Raw genomic sequence first — 16,636 nt, forward strand, 5'->3', positions numbered from 1 at the left:
GGTCGAGTGGAAGAAGATCATCGCCGCGATCGCCCCGAGCATGAGAATGACGCTGGCGATCGACCAGACGCCGGTACCGGTCGTCGGCGTATTGCCGACCAGCGGCTCGTGTGGCCAATTGCTGGTGTAGCTCAAGTTGCTTTCGCCCGGGCGTTCGGTCACAGCCGACCAGGCGCTCCAGAAGAAGAAAGCCGTCAGGTCCTGCCGATCGGTTGCGTCGCGCAGAATATTGGCCGGCATCGCGTACTGCTCGCGCAATGCATCGAGCGCCGGTTCGCCACCAAAGAGGTCGGCGTAGTGCTTTGCCACCTGCGCGACTGCGGCAGCTCGATCAGCACTCAGGCTGATCGAACCGCTGCCAGCGTCGTAGGTATTGCGGCGGAGCTCGGTCTTCAACAGTGCATCGAGCTGTGCTTGCTGACTGGGCTGAAGGTGCTCGTAGGCGGCGCCGAAATCACGCTGTGCCCAGATCGCCCGCAGCGCAACCGCTTCGCGGTGCAGCCAGTCGGCTGACCAGTCCGGCGCGAGATAGCTGCCGTGCCCCCAGACCGAGCCCAGTTGCTGGCCGCCGGCCGAGAGCCAGGATTGCTGGCCTTGCTGCACCTGCTCTTCGGAAAAGAGAACCTGGCCGTCACTGCTGACCACCTGCGTCGGAATGGGCGGCGCGTGCACGAAAATCTCGCGGCCAACCCAGCCCAGCGCGGCGAAGGAAAGCACGCAGATCAGCGCTAGCCAGATCCACAGCTTGCGTGTGTTATGCATGATAAAGCTCCTTTACGGTATCGGTAAAACCAATGGAAGGGAACGAAACGGCGACAAGCTTCTTTAAGTGGCATTCTAAATACCTCTTATAAAAGATGCAAACAAAATGCTTCTTATGTGACGGCAGAACCGAATGAAGTTGGCGACGATTGTCGCCAAGTGCGGAGGAGCTACTTGGGAATGGCTAGCACAGGGCGCAGGACGTGAAGGATCACCCGTTCGCTCTTGCCGAGCAGATCGGCAAGCGTAACGCCATCCAGCACCTTGAGGAACGCAGCGAGGGCCTCTGAAAGCGCAAGCTTCAGCTGGCAATCGGGATCCAGAATGCAGGTAGAGTTCTTGCCGAAGCACTCGACCAGGTCCATGCCCGACTCCATATGGCGCAGAACATCGCCGACAACGATGGTCGTGGCTGGACAGGCAAGCCGCAAACCGCCGCCCTTGCCGCGCAAGCCATCAACATAGCCGCCACGGATCAAACGACTGACAACTTTCATCAAGTGGTTGCGCGACACGGCAAAGCGGTCCGCGATTTCCTGGATGGTCACCCAGCGGTCCTCGTTGGTCCCGAGGTAGATCAGTACGCGCAGTGCATAGTCAGTGTGCTGGGTGATGTGCATGGCAGGTTCTCGCTTCGCCCATTGGCATCGCCATCTCTGGCGGTCAGGCCCTGCCCCGCGGCGACGGCAAGGGACAGGATGCGCACTCTACCGGAGAGCGCCCACTGGTGTAAGCCCGGCTGTGCACGCCGATTGCATCTTGAGCTTCCGTGCAAGAACAATGATGAACCAGTGTGGATGACTCGTAACAGTGGCTGGCAGGCCTTCGCCCGTGTCAGTACGAACTCACGCCGATGGTCAACACCCGCCGAAGCTGTTACCCACGCATCCATGCCACAGCAGTTACTTGCGATGCAACATCAGGGTAATGAGAAGGATGGTCCCCTGTTTGCTATGCAGGGCATGCGGCGCCGCATCGTTCAGATAGATAAGGTCGCCCGGCCGCAGCGTCTGGGTTTTATCGTGACAACTGAAATCCACTTCGCCTCCCAGGCATTGCACCGTCATGGCACCGGCAGCGCTGTGCTCCTGCATGTGGGTGCCGGCACCCAGGACCAGGCGGAAGATCTCGATATGATCATCGCGCACCAGCGTGACTGAAGTATTGCTGCTGAACTCGGCGGCGGCATCTTGGATGTTCACCAGATCGCCCGACTTGGCGTGTGATAGTGCCATGACCATTCTCTCCTGACGAAGCGACAGTCTCGCGGCAGCGCCGGGGACTGTCAGCATGTGAGCCGCTCATAGCGGCAGGTCGGGGGCGCCAACACGGCCCCACGTTCGTGGCGCAAGCTGCGGAGGTGCTTTTCCGCCCGCTCGGATGAATCAGGTGAGTGGGTCACAGGTACCTCCTACGAAGAATGTCGCTCGGCGGCCCTGGCTGCCCATCGCACAGCCTTCACAACCCTGTCGGCGGTTCAGAAGTCTGCGCTGCCGCGGCGCACTCTGCTACTGCGCTGTCTTCTCTCTCCAGTCTCCTCGGTATCGGGGCCGGAGCCACGCGCAGAGGGTTCGCGCACCAGCGCGTAGTCGGTACCACGCACGCCCTGCAACAGACCCTCGGTGCTTTCGGCCGCGACGCCGAGCATCTGCAGCGCCTCAGCCCCGAGGCGAAGACTGCTCTCCACCACCTCGGGAAACACCCGAGTAGCGCCGGCTTCTTCCAGTTTCGCGGTAGCCTCCAGGTCGTGTGCCCGGGCAATGATCGGCAGTTGCGGATACTGGTGGCGCAGGTGTGCCAAGGCCGCGATCGCTGTTGGCATGTGATCGACGGTGATTATCGCCAGCGCCGCGTGCTCGACCGGTGCCGCGGCGAGCAGTTCCGGATCGGCCAGGTCGCCATAGTGAACCGGCAGGTGATCGGCCCGACCCTGGGCAACCCGCGCAGGGTCTTTGTCGAACACCAGGATCGGTACACCACTGGCACGCAGAATCATGGCGACGGTGTGCCCTACCCGACCGTAGCCGGCAATGATGACCGTACCACCCTCCGCGTCCCCCGCCGCGAGGACAGGTGCGCCGGTCGGCCCGACGCTTGGCTTCGTCAGGCGCCGCACCAGGGCATCGCCCGCACGCACCATCAGCGGCGTGAACATCATACTGATCGATATCACCGCCACCGACACCACGAAAGTACGGTCGTCGATCACGCCCAGTCCACGCGCCGCACCGAACAGCACGAATCCGAACTCCCCCGACTGCCCGAGCAGCACGGCCATGCGGATGGCCGATTCGACAGTGAATCGGAACGCCAGCGCCAGAGCAAACATTACGGCCAGTTTTATCAACAGGATGATGGCCACTTGCTGAATGAAAACCCAGGGTTCAGCGGCGAGGACCTCCAGTTCGATGGACATGCCGACGGCGACGAAGAAGACGCTCATCAGGATGCCCTTGTACGGCTCGATGTAGGCCTTTACCTGGTAGGCATAGCGTGATCCGGATAACAGCATGCCCATGACGAAGCCGCCCAGTGCCATCGACAGGCCAACCTCATTGGTCGCCCAGGCAGCGACGAACACTGCCAGCAGCACGACCAGAATGAACCCCTCGCGGTTGCGCTGCCGAGACAGTTGCCGAGGACCCTGGGCCACACGTAGTGACCGAAGCCGAACAGCAGAGTCAGAGGTGCCGATCACCAGGCCGATTTGCTTCCAAAGCGGCACCTCGATCGCCAGAACCCCGGTCTGGGGAGGATTGGCACAACTGCCAACAGGGGTACGATGGCCAGGTCCCTGCATCAACAGCACCGCAAACGACGCCTGTCCGTGGGTGCTGGCCAGTTCCCCCCGTTTCGTTGAGCAAACTGGATGACGAAGGCGGTCGCGGACAGGGCCATTGGTGAGGCCAGCGAGCAGCGCGTTTCCAGCGATCGAGGTAGAAAAGCATGTAGCCGCGACCAACAGGCCCGAGAGCAAAATCTGCAGCGACCCCAGGCCAAACACCTCGCGGCGTAATGCCCACAGCCGCGCGGGACGCATCTCGAGCCCGATCGCGAACAGCAGCAGCACGACGCCCAGCTCGGTGAAATGCCGCACCTCATCGACATGCGTCGTAACAGAGGGGCCGGGAGAATGCGGGCCAACCACGATCCCCGCCACGAGCAATCCGAGCACCGATCCCAGCCCAAGATGCTTGAACCAGCGCCACGCCGACCGCTGCTGCGCTCAGCAGAAGTATCGCGGAGAAAAGAAAGCTTTCGAGTTCCATTGAGCCAGACCTTTTCCACAATCCGGGTTCGCTGTGCGAACCGAGACGGACGAGTTGCAGCACGCGTCGTCCGGTTTTCTGTAGATCAAGCCAGGTCCGGCTTGACGTCGTAAGCGGAAGCTCACCAAGAACCGCGAAGCGAGGGCGATGCTCCGCGATATTCCTCACCATCACCGCCCTACTTCCGGATCGTCGAAGCAATCACAATCGGCTTCTGTGGCGATCACTCGGCGCAGGTTCGACGAAGCGCTTCTCGGTCAGCGACACAAAGAGCGGATCTGCCGGCTCAGGTGTCAATACAGCGGCAATCGCATGCCAATCCGCGTCGCCAAGACGCTGTTCAGCCACGGGAAAAAACGGCGAGCTCTTCGACCGCCATGTTGTGGCGAAGGCGTTCAGCGTATAGCCGGGCGCTGACCACAGCGGCGTGCCACGAAGTGGGTTTCCTCGCGCGCAGCCGACTCGAGGGTCACGCATCAAGTCCGTGCCCTGCCTGGCCAGTACACAATGCTGCCTTTCGATCTCGTCAGCGATGTCGGCAGACAGCGCATTTGCGCGAGGAGACTGGCGACAATCCGGTCTTCGACCGGGTGATGACGGACATCTGGAAAGCAGGTCAGGTAAGCGAAGGACGTCAACCAGCAGCGTGATTTCGTCGAGTTTCGGATCCGTCATATCAACAGGAAGGCGATCCAGTAGTCCGACCAGTTTCCCCAGGTTTCGATGCTCCACGAGCAGTTTCGAATGATCTCGTTCACACAATCCTCCGTTCTTGTGGGCCGCCATTTTCGGGAAAAACAGCCTTGGTAATGCTGCCGCAACGACTCCATGGAGCCGGCCGTCAAAACACCCCGACGAAGCAAGTGCGTCAGTTCAGGTCTACTTCCCGGCGATCGACCAGGTCGGCGCATTCCGGGTGGCACTCAATGAAGATGGCTACATAGGAACAGCGCGGGACGATCTTCCAGTGCGTTGCCGCCGCCTCATCCAGCGCGACACGAACCAGATCCGCGGCGATTCCCTGGCCGCGAAGCGCGTCCGGTACGAAGGTGTGCTCCAGAATGACGCGCTCGCCTTCGACGCGGTAGCTCAGAAACGCCGAGGCGCTTTCCCCTGCCTGCGCTCGAAGCGCTGACGAGCAAGGTTGTGTGTCACCGCGAGCGACGTGCCGACGAGACTTGTTGGCGTTGAACTCGGGCGAAGCAACCGGGCGACGCCGGTTCCAGTCGTCCTGCCACCTGCGCCCGGATGGCGCCGTCGAGGCCGACAGAACCTGCTCGGCGAGCTTTTTCAGCCGTTTTAGGTCCCGGTCGCGCGAATTGGCGTGCTTGTGTACAGCAACCGTCCCTGGACTGACACTGAAACTTCGAAATCCGAGGCCGATCAAGAGGTGGTGTAGGTGGGGTACACTGGCAATTTCCCCGCACAAAGAGAATTGGTTGTTCCTTTGCTCCTGGCCACCGCACCAGCTTGGCGAGCACCTGGATGACCGCCGGATGCAAGGGGTCATAGGTGGACACCATCTCGCCACGTATCCGGTCCGCAGCCAGTCAGAATAACTGGACGAGGGTCGTTGCTGCCGACACTGAAGAAGGTCGACCTCGTCGGCCAGTGCTCGATGAGAATCACCGCTGAAGGCGTCTCGATCATCGCCCCGACGGATCAGTGGATGAACGACTGGCCGGCTGCGGTGAGTTCCTCCTTCGCATGGTCGATCGCCGCTTTCCGCCGCGCGCAAGTCGTCGATGCCGTCGATCATCGGCAGAAGAATGGCGACCGGATGCGTCGCGCTCAGCCGAAGGATGGCCCGCAGTTGCGTGTGCAGCAGCTTGGGATGCGCGAGCAGCAGCCTGATGCCCCCCCGAAAGCCCATGGCCGGATTGGCTTCGCGGTGCAGCGGAAAGTAGCTGAGCGGTTTGTCACTGCCGACATCGAGAACGCGGATCACCGTTTGCGCCGGTTGCAGGTGCTCCGCCGTGGCGCGGTAGAACTGGTACTACTCGTCTTCCGAGGGGGAAATGATCCTGGACCAGGAAGACGAACTCGGTGCGATACAGTCCGACCCCATCAGCCTTGACGTTCGCCGCCGCCAGCGCGTCGGCAGTCTGCCCGATGTTGGCACAGAGCTTGATTTCGACGCCATCGCGAGTGACCGTCGGCAGGCCGATCAAGCTCTTCAGGACGCCCTGGTGAACTTGCAGGTTGCTGTCCAGTTGATCGTACTTACGCAGGATTTCGGCCTGCGGATTGATGAAGGCGCGTCCGGCCAGAGCATCGACGATCACCAGATCGCCCGCACGAATTTCCCGGTCGCCTCCGGCACCTGGACGAGCGTGGGATACCGAGCGAGCGGGCAAGGATGGTGGCGTGCGCTGTAAGGCCACCTTTTTCGACAATCAAGCCACGCACGCCCTGCCTTCCAGGCGAGCAACGACGGAGGCGAGAATTTCGCTGGTGACGATCACAGCATCCCTCGTGAACAGCAGGAACATCCGGCAGCCCGTCTTCCGCCAGGTGATCGAGGAGGCGTCTGCCGACGTCGTACAGATCGGCGGCACGCTCGCGGAAGTAGGGATCTTCGAGGTGGCCGAACAATTCCATCAACTGCTTGATCGCTTCTTCGACCGCAGCCTCCACATTCATCCGCTTTTCGAGGCAAAGCGCACACACCGCATCGCGCAATTGCACGTCGCGCAGGAGGAGGATTTGCGCTTCAAAAATCTCCGCCTCGTCCTTCCCCAAGTCCGCCGGACGTTCTCCTGAACTTCCAGCAGTTTCCCCTCGGCAGCGACCACCGCGGCATCGAAACGCTCGACCTCAGCGTGCACCTCCGCCTCGCTCACCTGCCGGAGCGGAACGGCTGTCTGCGTTCGGGCGCAATCGCACAGCAGAGCGCGTCCGCGGGCAAGGACCTTGCAGACGCCACCTCGCCGACGATCATCAATGGGCGGACTGCGTGTTGTGAGTGCTGCTCATAAGCAAGATTCCCTCGTGGTGGCCAGGACGACGATCATTCCACGGCGAGTGCTTCGGAAAAGTCTTCGAGCAGGTCCTCCGCATCCTCAATGCCTGCAGAGACGCGCAATAGACCGTCGCTGATGCCGGCACGCTGTCGCTCGGCGGGGGTCATCGTGCGATGCGTACTGCGGCTGGGAACTCAAATCAGGCTCTCCACGCCGCCGAGACTCAAGGCCGGCATGACGATACGCAGCCGGCTCAGCAAGCCATCCAGCCGTTCCGGCTGACACAGCTCGAACGACAGCATGCCGCCAAAGCCACGCATTTGACGCGCCGCGATGGCGTGGTCGGGATGTTCGGGCAGGCCGGGATAATTGACCTTGGACACCGCCGGATGCGAGGCAAGAAAGCGCGCCAGGGTCGCGGCATTCTCATTGTGCCGTTGCACGCGCAGGGCCAGCGTCTTCAGACCACGTTCCAGCTGAGAACAGGCGTGCGCATCAAGCATGCCGCCGAAGTTGACCGCACTCTCGGTGACGCGGCTAACAATTTCAGCGGAGGCAACGACCACGCCCGCGTTCACGTCGCTGTGGCCGTTGAGGTATTTCGTAGCGCTGTGGATGACCGCATCGATGCCCAGCGGAATCGGGTTCTGGTTGATCGGCGTGGCGAAAGTGTTGTCGATGACCGTCAAGACGCCGTGGCGTTTGCCAAGCGCAGCCAGTTGCGGCCAGATCGATGCAATGAAGCAGCGGATTCGACGGCGATTCGACGTAGATCAAAGCGTGTTTCCGGTCGCAAGGCGGCGGCGAACTCCGCCACGTTCGCCCCCCAGGAAAGCTGCACGCCGAGCCGCGGCAGTTCGCTGCTGATCAGCCGCATGCTGCCGCCGTAGAGATCGTTCTGGAAAATTGCGTGCTCGCCAGGTTTGAGATGAGCGAGCAGCAAAGTGGAAATGGCCGCCATGCCCGAGCCGAAGACAAGCGCCGCCTCGCCCTTCTCTAGCGCTGCCAGCTTGCGGTTGATGACCTGCTGGTTGGGCGTGTTGAAGTAACGCGGATAGATGTTCTGCTTGGCCGGATTCGGGAACGCGTAGGCCGTGGAAGTGAAGATGGGGCTGCACGCGCCACCGGTGGCCTGATCCAGATGCGTGCCGGCGTGAATGCAGAGCGTCGAGAGGCCGTGTGTATGTGGGTCAGTAGTCATCGGGTTCGGTTGAGTCGCCTTTGCCTGGGGATGCCGCGGGATGACGCCTGCCAGGAGAAGCTCGCGAAACACCGCGGCCAGACACCTTGCCCTTGCGTCCAGCTAACTATATCATGCCGTGATACAAATCATGGCTAAGCGCCCGCAAGAAAAATGCCCGACGACCATATTTCAAGGCCGATTTCGAAACACTTGCCAACTTCCGCTACCAGCTGCGTCGTTATCTGCGCTTCAGCGAAGAGCTGACGCACCGGAACGGAATCACGCCCTTGCAGTATCTGTTGATGCTCCAGATCAAAGGCTTTCCCGGGCGGCAATCGGCGAACGTGGGCGAACTCGCTGAACGCCTGCAGGCGAAGCATCATGGGGTCGTGTCGCTGATTTCACGGTGCGAGGCGGCCGGACTGGTACAGCGTAGCGTCAGCAGCAGCGACCGGCGGCAGGTGGATGTGCAACTGACCGAAAAAGGCAACGAATGCGTTGAGCAACTGGCAGGCCTTCATCGCCGCGAACTCCTCTCCTTGCAGGGAACATTCACGGTCCCCGACCTAACGACGCTCGGCCGCGAATAGCAACGATGGCGAGCGCTTGTCTCATTCGACCAGTGAAAAGGAGTGCCAGGATGCAGGCAACTGCCGCGTGTGAGGACACAGATTCCGATCTCTATCGGGCGCTAGTGGATCAGGCCCCGGATGTGATCATTTTCGCCGATCGCAATGGCGCGATCCGCGTCTGGAATCGCGGCGCTGAAACCGTCTTCGGCCATTCCGCGGCCGAAGTCCTCGGCGAGAGCATGGACGTGATCATTCCGGAGCGACTCCGAAAAGCGCATTGGGACGGCTTTCACAAAGCCGTTAGCAGCGGCCAGACGAAGTACCGGAACCAGGTACTCACGACCCGCTCGATGCACAAGGATGGGCGCAAGCTTTTACGTGGAGCTCAGCTTCGGCCTGGTGAGAGACGGCAGCGGCACGATCGTCGGTTCGCTGGCCATCGGCCGCGATTGTACCGCCCGCCACCTCAAGGCCGTCGCGCAGTCTTCGGCGAGTTGCGCGAAGCAAGCCGAGTGACTACCCGCATTCCGGGCTTTGCCGCACCGACCGTCGGCACCGAGGCGCCTCTGGAGATGCTTTCCGCCTGCCACGGCAGGATTGAAACGCAATGCGCGACCTTGCGACGCCTGGTTCCCTACCTGCTTGCCCACGGCGTCGACGAAGAAGCGCGTACAGCTGCGACCAGGGTAATGCACTACTTCGACACCGCCGCCATGCACCATCATGCCGATGAGGAAGACGACCTCTTCCCGGCCTTGATCGAATCGATGGCCGGTTCTGATGCCATCTGCCTGCGCGAAATGATCGACGGCTTGAAAGCCGATCACCGCGCACTCGAAGCGAGTTGGCGACACCTGCGCGACCTCCTCGAAGGTTTGGCGGCGGGAGAGTGCGTGCCACTCGTCGCCGACGATGTCGAAGCGCTGGCCGTTCGCTATGCGCGCCACATCGAGCGCGAGGAAAAGGAACTCTTGCCGATGGCTGCGCGCTTGTTGAGCGATGATGATCTGGCTCGCATCGGACGGACGATGCGCGAGCGCCGGGGAATCGACAAGGCTTAGGCGAGGTTTAGGCGAGGTTTAGGCAATCAGCTCGGGCACACGAGCGCGATTCACGGCTGCCGACAAGCGCCGGACGTTTCCTTTGCTCAGCCGCCGCGGATCAAGCCGCCCGCCCCTCGCCTGCTTCCTCATAGGTGCGCCCGTCACGGATGTGATAAATCCGCCGGAAAGTCGGGATGATCTTCTCGTCGTGGGTGACGACGATGATCGCTGTTGCGAAGCGCCGTGCCATCTCGTTCAGGATCCGGACGACAGCCAAGGCGCGCTCGCTGTCCAGCGGCGCCGTCGGCTCGTCGGCGAGGATGATCGGCGGCTGGTTGACCAGCGCGCGAGCGATCGCCACCCGCTGCTGCTCGCCGCCGGAGAGTTGCGCCACCGGTGCCCGGGCCGCGATGCCCGACATCGAGCGCCGTCAACATCGCCCGCGCCCGCTCGCGCGCGCTGGCGTTGGCCACACCGGCCAGCATCGGCAGCAGCGCCACGTTGTCGGTAACGTCGAGGAAAGGAATGAGATAGGGCGCCTGAAAAACGAAGCCGATGCGATCGCGACGCAAGGCGCGCAGATCGGCCACCTGCCAGCCGTTGTCGTAGATCGCCTCGCTGGCCAGCGCCATACGCCCGGCGCTGGGCTCGATCACCGCGCCCAGGCACTTGAGCAGCGTACTCTTGCCCGAGCCACTGGGGCCGATCAGCCCGACGACCTCGCCCGGCTGGACGATCATGTCCACGCCCTTCAGCGCGTCAACCGCGGCATCGCCGACGCCGTAGCGCTTGGTCAGGCCGCTGATTTCGATCGCCGCGGGCATCTATCCCCCGATCGCCGTCGCCGGATCGACGCGTAGCGCGGCGCGGATGGCGACGACGCTCGCCAGCGCGCAAATCGCCAGCACCAGCAGCGCACCGCGCACGGCATCCCCGGGGAGCAGCAGGACGTACTTGGGGAAGATCGGTGCCCACAGCGTGGCTGCCGTCTTGCCAACAAGGAAGCCGATCGCCCCCAGGCCGAGCGCCTGCTGCAGGATCATCGTGGCGATCGTCCGGTTACGCGCCCCGATCAGCTTGAGCACGGCGATCTCGCGCACCTTGTTCAAAGTCATCGTGTAGATGATGAAGGCGACGATGGCCGCGCTGACAATCGCCAGGATGACCAGGAACATGAAGATCTGCTTCGCCGACGTGGCGATCAACTTGGCGACGAGGATCTCATCCATCTCGGCACGCGTATAGGCTTCGAGGTGCTTCCAGCGCCTGATCTCGCTGGCGACGAGCGCTTCGTCGGCGTGCGGCGCGAGCCGCAGCATGACCACATTCACCGTCCGGCTGCTGGCCTGGCTGACTTGTACGGCCTCCAGCAGTCCCGGCACTGCGGGGCGATTGAACGCCGGATTGGCCGCCGTGCGTGCACGTTCATTGACCAGGGCGTCGTTGTCCTTGAGAAACTGTACTTCCTGCGCATCGCGCAGCGGCACGAAGACCATCGGGTCGCCGCCCGACGACACCATGCGGCGGGTCAAGCCGACCACCGTGTACTCGTGCCGCCGGATACGGATGCGCTGCCCGAGGCGAAAGCCGGTCTTGATATCGGCAATCGCCTCGTAGTGCGAGCGCGTGATCGGACGCCCGGCGACGAGGTAGCCGGGCTCGCCGGGGTGCCCGGGCTGGAAGCCGACAAGCATCACCCGTACATCCTTGCCCTGGTCTTCGATCTGCATCGTCAGATAGGTGACGTTGCCGGCCTCGACCACGCCCTTGACGCCGAGCAGCGCGCGATAGGCGTCGTCGCGAACATTCGAGGGTTCGGCGTAGGGGCCGAGCGTATCGCGTTGCACGACCCACAGGTCGGCACCGCCGTTGCTCAGCAGCACGCGGCCATCGTCAACCAGTCCGCGATAGATTCCCGCCATCGACAAGGTCACCCCGATCAGCAAGCCGAGCCCGATGCCGGTGAACAGGAACTTGCCCCAGCCATTGAGGATGTCGCGGCCGGCCAGATTGATCATCGTCCTGAACTTACGCTAGCAACGCTTTCTGCGCTGGCGACGATGGCGGCGACGACCTTGACTTTCGCGTCGGGCCGCAATGCCTGCTCGCTGTGCACGACCACTTCGTCGCCGCTGGCCAGGCCTTCCAGGATCTGACTGCGACCATCCAGGGTGGTGATGCCCACCTCTACCGGGTGGAAGACAACGTGCCCGTCCCGGATCTGCCAGACGCCGTCCTGCTGATCGATGCGTTTTACCGCCGCTGCGGGCAGCCACTGCGCGTCGACCAGTTCGACGGTGGCAATCGTCACCTCGACCAGGTCACCGATCGAGAGCGTATCGGGACGCGCCGTGAAGCCGACATTGACGATCCGCTCCTCGGTCACCGCGTCACTCTGCCAATCGACGCGCTGGACTTCGCCCCGGTAGACACGCCCGGCCTCCGCGCGCAGAACGATCTCGGCGGCCTGCCCGACGCGCACGCCACCCGCCTGCCCCTGGTCTATGCGCGCCTTGATCCACAGGCTGGCCGGATCGATGAGCTGCAGCACGGCCTGTCCCGCAACGACCGTCGATCCCGGTTCGACCAGCCGCGCGCTGACCACGCCATCGGCGGGACTCGTCAGGCGCGCCTGCGCACGCAGCTTGCCGACACCGGCGACATCGGCCAGCGCGCGTTGGTGATCGCGCCGCGCCGCCGCCAGCTGGGAGCTACTGGCGTCGACCGCCGCCGTCGCGGCATTGGCTTCCTGTCGCTTGGCGTCGGTCGCCTCCTGGCTGACGAAACCGCGCGCGTGCAGTTCGGCGGAACGACGCGCACTGGCAAGGGCAAGCTGCGCGCGGCTCTGCGCTTCGGAGAGCTGGGCTTGCGCAGTGCGCACCGCGCTCGCTGCACGTTGTGCGGCGAGTCGGCCGCTGGCGACACGATCGTCGAGGTCGACCGGATCGAGTTCGGCGAGCAGTTGACCAGCCTTGACCACATCGCCCTGCTCAACCAGCACGCGCGCCACGCGGCTGGCCATCGTCGGCCCCAACGCGTAGCTGCGGCGCGCCTCGACCGTTCCGATACCAAAGGTACTGGCTACCAGCGGCCCCTGCTCCACCCTGGCCAGCGTCACTTTGGTCGGCGCCAGCGGTCCCTGGCTGGTCGCCAGCCAGCCGAGCAGAAGAACGACTGCCACGACGAGCGCGCCGAGTACCCCCTTGCGCGGCACGCGCACGTTCATCGTTCGTCCCGCCCGCGATAGCCGTCGAGCAGCAAGGGAAACATCTGCCGCGCACGCGCCATCATTCCCGCCTCGCTGCCGGCAATGGCCGACTCGATCACCAGGCCCTGGATGGCACCAATGAACAGCACCGGTGCCAGGCCGGGATCGAGATCGGCGGGAAGCTCGCCGGCGCTCCTGGCCGCGGCGAACAAGGACGCCAGGCGCTCCCGGTAGCCCGAGATCATCGTTCGGACCTCGGCGCGGACTGGCGAATCGTCAGGATATTGCAGTTCGTGAAATAGCGCGCGGGGAACGCCGGGGTTGGCCGCAATGAAGGCCACGTGCGCGAAAAATGCGGCCTCTATTTTTGCCAGCGGCGACTTTGGCTTCGCTATCGCCGTCGCCAGCACCGTAGCCAGCGATTCACGTACCCAGGCAAAGACCGCCATCCAGATCGCTGCCTTGTCCGGAAAGTGGCGGAAGATCGCGCCCTGGGTGACGCCGATGCGATCGGCGATGGCCTGCGCCGTGATCGCCTCCGGACCGCGCTCGCGGGCCAGAACCAAGACCGCAGCGACGATCCCGCGCTGCCGTTCATCGCTGTTCAGACGCTGACGGGGTGTCGTCTGGAGTGTGGTTGGAGTATCCATAGCGGGCGTGTACTTGAAGTCTTGTTAGTAACTACTTACTATCGTATTCAAGCCGTGTCCGTTTGGCAAGCGCTTAAGTCCCGAGGAGAACGCGACCGTGAAGTTTCCCGACCTTTTTCAATCTGCCCCGCGGATTACCGTTCGTGATCCGCTGGCCCGATTCCTCGGAGCCGCCGAGGAAGGCGTCATCGAGTACGGCTACGGCGACGCAGTCAAGCTCGCCGGGCATTCGTGCCCGACCCTCGTCTCCGCCCGGCTGGAGCGCGTGCCGGGCGATCGCCGCATCGCTTCGCTGTTGCCGCTCTGCATCGCTCGGACCGCCAGCGATGCCCAGGCAGCCTTGTTCCAGTCACTTTGGCAAGACCGGGTCCGCATGCTCCTCGTCGAGCATGCGGACGACCCGGAAATCATCGTCGTCCAACACTGAGGAAAATCCCATGACTATCCAACGCCCCCTGCTCACCGCCGCCCTCATCGCTACCTTTGGCATCGGCGTCCCCGCGTTTGCGGTCGACTCACACCAGCACGCCGCCGGCGAGCCGACCAAGCTGATGCTCGACCACGGCAAGCAATGGGCAAGCGACGAACCACTGCGCAGGAACATGAGCGAAATCCGGGCGGCACTTGCCGCGAAAGCGACGGCTATCCACAAGGGGACGCTGACGCCAGAGGACTACAAGGCACTCGCTACCCTGGTTGAAGCGCACGTCGCCAACATCGTCAGCGAGTGCAAGCTCGAACCCGCTGCGGACGAAAACCTGCACCTCATCGTCGCCGAACTCAGCGCCGGTGCCGACGCCATGCAGGGCAAGTCGAAGGCCACACCTGCGGCTGGCGTAGTGCAGATGGTCGGCGCCGTGAATCAGTACGGCCGCTATTTCAAGCACCCGGGCTGGAAACCAATGGACTGAGTTGAGCCTTGGGCGGAAGCAGACCGCTGCGCTACGAAGCTTGTGTCGCCCAGTGCGGACGGGCGCAATGCCGCCTGTTTAGCCGAGCCACGAGCAGCATGCGCTGAGCTTTGGCCAGTACAAAAAAGGGTATTCTGTGCGTCGACTGGCGAATCACTTGCTAAGTAGAAGCCAGGAACGGCCTACCTTCGGCACCGGTTCCGTGAAATGAGGAGGAGCGCATGACGGTCAACGCAATGCAGCAACAGGATTGGGACCCAAGGTCGGAAGCGGTCCAGCGCGACCAGCGTGCCGCCTACGACGAGATGCGCGAGCGCTGTCCGATCGCGTATAGCGACTTTCTCGGGTGGTCCTTGTTTCGGCACGAGGATATCCTGCGCGTGCTGAATGACCCCGCTACCTTCAGTAATGCCGTGTCCAGGCATCTCTCCGTTCCGGACGGGATGGATCCTCCCGAACACACCACGTTCCGTCGGATGATCATGCCGTATTTTGGGCCGGAACGAGTGGCGGCGTTCGAGCCGCAATGTCGTGAGATCGCCGCGACGCTCGTTCAAGCGCTGCAGGCGCGTGACGAGGTGGAGTTCATCGGCGATTTTGCCAATGGGTTCGCCATCCGGAGCCAGTGTGCCTCTCTCGGTTGGCCGCTCGATCTGTGCGAACCGCTGCGCTTGTGGACAGCGAAGAACCGCCAGGCAACTTTTGCCGAGGACCGGGTGGCCATGGCCGAGATCGCCCGTGAATTCGAGGGCTACGTCCACGACTTGCTGCAGATTCGCCGCGCGGCCGGTGACCAAGCCAGCAACGACATCACCAGCTCGCTGCTGCGACAACAGGTCCAGGGTCGACCATTGCGCGACGAAGAGACGGTCAGCGTGCTGCGCAACTGGACCGTCGGCGAGATCGGCACGATTTCGGCGGCGTTGGGGATCCTGGCGTACCACCTCTCGGAACACGCGGATCTGCAGCAACAGTTGCGCACGCAGCCCTCCTTATTGCCCGCCGCTAGCGAGGAGATTCTGCGGATTCACGGACCGTTGGTGGCCAATCGGCGCATCACCACCCGTGCGGTTGAAATCGGTGGCCGAAAGATCGCTGCCGGCGAACGCATCTCGCTGATCTGGATCTCCGCCAACCGCGACGGTCGCGTTTTCGAGGATCCGGAGACTTATCGGCCGCACCGTGAGCAGACCGCAAACATGCTGTATGGCGCGGGAATACACGTTTGTCCTGGCGCTCCCCTGGCCCGGATGGAGATGCGCGTGGCTCTGGAAGAGTTGCTCGCGCACACAGCCGTGATCAACCCGATCCCCGAGAGGCCGCCGACCACTGCGGTATACCCCGGCAGTGGCTTCGCCACCCTTCCCCTACGGATCCGATAAATACCGCCAACAAGGAGTTGGGGGTGACGGATTTTCGACGGTTCCGGCTTAGAACCCGGAGATGGCGCCTGCTATGGCCGTGTGATACGCGACGGTTACCACTCTGCAAGAAGCGCTCAGTCGCGCCACGGGTCGAATAGCGGAACTCGCGCCGTTGGCATAGTCGCCGGTGTCTCGTGTGACCACCGTCAGGCCATGATGCAGCCCCATTGCAGCAATGATGAGGTCTGGCTGCGAAAACGTATGGCCGAACTTGCGGCACTCTTCGACCAGGAGCCGCCACGTAAACATGATGTCTTCGCTGACGGGAAGAGTTCGCTCCTCGAACATGGACCGAACCTTGTGGGTCAGCCATCCGTTCAGTTCGGCGCGGCGGTTGGCGTCGGTAACGAGTTCGATGCCGAAGCGGATTTCGCTCAGAGTGACGGTGCTGACGAACAGGAGATCCAGCGGTTGTCCTGCGACGAATGCCACCACTTGCGGCGCGGGCCGCGGACGCCGCAGTTCGGCGCCAACCCCACCCAAGCTTAAACACACCGCCCTTTGGCTATTGATAACGTATTTTATCAGCCACTTAATTTCCGCCGTAACATCCTGCCGGCATCGCTTGAGCTGAGGGGTGGAGCTAACGGTCATTGCAGTTGCGGCCGCCCCGGATCATGAAAGAAAATTCGAGTTGGGAAGCGATGGGTA

Annotated in this window: 19 protein-coding genes and 5 pseudogenes; 7 read left to right on the plus strand and 17 right to left on the minus strand. The window is 62.8% G+C overall.

All coding sequences use genetic code 11. The features are described 5' to 3' along the window. The 12 genes and pseudogenes from QZ648_RS16660 to QZ648_RS25095 form a co-directional block, all read right to left on the minus strand. A pseudogene (locus QZ648_RS16660) lies at window positions 1-762 on the minus strand (nitric-oxide reductase large subunit); the annotation flags it as partial. Window positions 763-932: 170 nt separating this feature from the next. Beyond that, entirely contained in the window at window positions 933-1,382 is a 450-nt protein-coding gene (locus QZ648_RS16665) for an Rrf2 family transcriptional regulator (protein WP_169068118.1), read from the minus strand. A 282-nt stretch (window positions 1,383-1,664) separates the two neighbouring features. Further along, window positions 1,665-2,054 (minus strand): AraC family ligand binding domain-containing protein, encoded by a 390-nt coding sequence (locus QZ648_RS16670; protein ID WP_291997581.1) that lies wholly within the window; start codon window positions 2,052-2,054, stop codon window positions 1,665-1,667. Window positions 2,055-2,239: 185 nt separating this feature from the next. Further along, the gene (locus QZ648_RS16675) at window positions 2,240-3,937 is read right to left on the minus strand and encodes a cation:proton antiporter (RefSeq protein WP_291997725.1); all 1,698 of its coding nucleotides are present in this window, start codon (window positions 3,935-3,937) and stop codon (window positions 2,240-2,242) included. Window positions 3,938-4,232: 295 nt separating this feature from the next. Next, entirely contained in the window at window positions 4,233-4,763 is a 531-nt protein-coding gene (locus QZ648_RS16680; RefSeq protein WP_291997726.1) for a hypothetical protein, read from the minus strand. 136 nt (window positions 4,764-4,899) lie between these two features. Continuing rightward, on the minus strand, window positions 4,900-5,541 hold the full coding sequence (locus tag QZ648_RS16685; RefSeq protein ID WP_366144173.1) for an N-acetyltransferase: 642 nt from the start codon (window positions 5,539-5,541) through the stop codon (window positions 4,900-4,902). After that, a complete protein-coding gene (locus QZ648_RS25070) occupies window positions 5,538-5,681 on the minus strand; it encodes a putative PEP-binding protein (protein ID WP_366144174.1) in 144 nt (47 codons plus the stop codon). Before QZ648_RS25070 ends, QZ648_RS16685 begins: the two co-directional genes overlap by 4 nt. A 133-nt stretch (window positions 5,682-5,814) precedes the next feature. Continuing rightward, a pseudogene (locus QZ648_RS25075) lies at window positions 5,815-5,979 on the minus strand (putative PEP-binding protein); the annotation flags it as partial. After that, the gene (locus QZ648_RS25080; protein WP_366144169.1) at window positions 5,951-6,316 is read right to left on the minus strand and encodes a putative PEP-binding protein; all 366 of its coding nucleotides are present in this window, start codon (window positions 6,314-6,316) and stop codon (window positions 5,951-5,953) included. The pseudogene QZ648_RS25075 and the gene QZ648_RS25080, both read right to left, overlap by 29 nt. Further along, a complete protein-coding gene (locus QZ648_RS25085; protein ID WP_366144175.1) occupies window positions 6,255-6,719 on the minus strand; it encodes a PEP-utilizing enzyme in 465 nt (154 codons plus the stop codon). Before QZ648_RS25085 ends, QZ648_RS25080 begins: the two co-directional genes overlap by 62 nt. Window positions 6,720-7,041: 322 nt before the next feature. Further along, a pseudogene (locus QZ648_RS25090) lies at window positions 7,042-7,683 on the minus strand (PLP-dependent aspartate aminotransferase family protein). Beyond that, window positions 7,680-8,195, minus strand: coding sequence for a PLP-dependent transferase (locus QZ648_RS25095; protein ID WP_366144170.1), 516 nt, complete (start codon window positions 8,193-8,195; stop codon window positions 7,680-7,682). Before QZ648_RS25095 ends, QZ648_RS25090 begins: the two are co-directional and overlap by 4 nt. A gap of 212 nt (window positions 8,196-8,407) precedes the next feature. On the opposite strand from QZ648_RS25095, the gene QZ648_RS16710 reads away from it, so the two are divergent. The 4 genes and pseudogenes from QZ648_RS16710 (at window position 8,408) to QZ648_RS16725 (ending at window position 9,810) form a co-directional block, all read left to right on the plus strand. Continuing rightward, window positions 8,408-8,767, plus strand: a complete 360-nt coding sequence (locus QZ648_RS16710; protein WP_291997772.1) for a MarR family transcriptional regulator — start codon at window positions 8,408-8,410, stop codon at window positions 8,765-8,767. A 50-nt stretch (window positions 8,768-8,817) separates the two neighbouring features. After that, window positions 8,818-9,063 (plus strand): annotated as a pseudogene (locus QZ648_RS16715) (PAS domain S-box protein); the annotation flags it as partial. A gap of 46 nt (window positions 9,064-9,109) precedes the next feature. After that, a complete protein-coding gene (locus tag QZ648_RS16720; RefSeq protein WP_291997777.1) occupies window positions 9,110-9,265 on the plus strand; it encodes a hypothetical protein in 156 nt (51 codons plus the stop codon). Further along, entirely contained in the window at window positions 9,262-9,810 is a 549-nt protein-coding gene (locus QZ648_RS16725; RefSeq protein ID WP_291997773.1) for a hemerythrin domain-containing protein, read from the plus strand. The genes QZ648_RS16720 and QZ648_RS16725 overlap by 4 nt, the downstream gene beginning before the upstream one ends. 100 nt (window positions 9,811-9,910) lie before the next feature. Here the strand turns inward: QZ648_RS16725 and QZ648_RS16730 are convergent. The 4 genes and pseudogenes from QZ648_RS16730 to QZ648_RS16745 all read right to left on the minus strand — a co-directional run bounded on the left by QZ648_RS16730 (window position 9,911) and on the right by QZ648_RS16745 (window position 13,650). Next, window positions 9,911-10,616 (minus strand): annotated as a pseudogene (locus QZ648_RS16730) (ABC transporter ATP-binding protein). Further along, window positions 10,617-11,810, minus strand: coding sequence for an FtsX-like permease family protein (locus QZ648_RS16735; protein WP_169068125.1), 1,194 nt, complete (start codon window positions 11,808-11,810; stop codon window positions 10,617-10,619). After that, window positions 11,807-13,018, minus strand: coding sequence for an efflux RND transporter periplasmic adaptor subunit (locus QZ648_RS16740; protein WP_169068126.1), 1,212 nt, complete (start codon window positions 13,016-13,018; stop codon window positions 11,807-11,809). Before QZ648_RS16740 ends, QZ648_RS16735 begins: the two co-directional genes overlap by 4 nt. Next, window positions 13,015-13,650, minus strand: a complete 636-nt coding sequence (locus QZ648_RS16745) for a TetR/AcrR family transcriptional regulator (protein WP_169068127.1) — start codon at window positions 13,648-13,650, stop codon at window positions 13,015-13,017. Before QZ648_RS16745 ends, QZ648_RS16740 begins: the two co-directional genes overlap by 4 nt. 97 nt (window positions 13,651-13,747) lie before the next feature. On the opposite strand from QZ648_RS16745, the gene QZ648_RS16750 reads away from it, so the two are divergent. The 3 genes from QZ648_RS16750 (at window position 13,748) to QZ648_RS16760 (ending at window position 15,943) form a co-directional block, all read left to right on the plus strand. Next, window positions 13,748-14,077, plus strand: a complete 330-nt coding sequence (locus QZ648_RS16750; RefSeq protein WP_291997590.1) for a hypothetical protein — start codon at window positions 13,748-13,750, stop codon at window positions 14,075-14,077. 10 nt (window positions 14,078-14,087) lie between these two features. Next, window positions 14,088-14,561: a hypothetical protein gene (locus tag QZ648_RS16755; RefSeq protein WP_169068128.1), complete on the plus strand. Its 474-nt coding sequence runs from the start codon at window positions 14,088-14,090 to the stop codon at window positions 14,559-14,561. A gap of 221 nt (window positions 14,562-14,782) precedes the next feature. Then, entirely contained in the window at window positions 14,783-15,943 is a 1,161-nt protein-coding gene (locus QZ648_RS16760; protein ID WP_169068129.1) for a cytochrome P450, read from the plus strand. Between the two features lie 48 nt (window positions 15,944-15,991). On the opposite strand, the gene QZ648_RS16765 is transcribed toward QZ648_RS16760, so the two are convergent. Continuing rightward, on the minus strand, window positions 15,992-16,579 hold the full coding sequence (locus QZ648_RS16765; RefSeq protein ID WP_169068130.1) for a PIN domain-containing protein: 588 nt from the start codon (window positions 16,577-16,579) through the stop codon (window positions 15,992-15,994). Window positions 16,580-16,636: the final 57 nt, after the last annotated feature.

This window comes from Candidatus Accumulibacter sp. ACC012 (genome assembly GCF_907163155.1).
In the GTDB taxonomy this organism is placed as follows: domain Bacteria; phylum Pseudomonadota; class Gammaproteobacteria; order Burkholderiales; family Rhodocyclaceae; genus Accumulibacter; species Accumulibacter delftensis.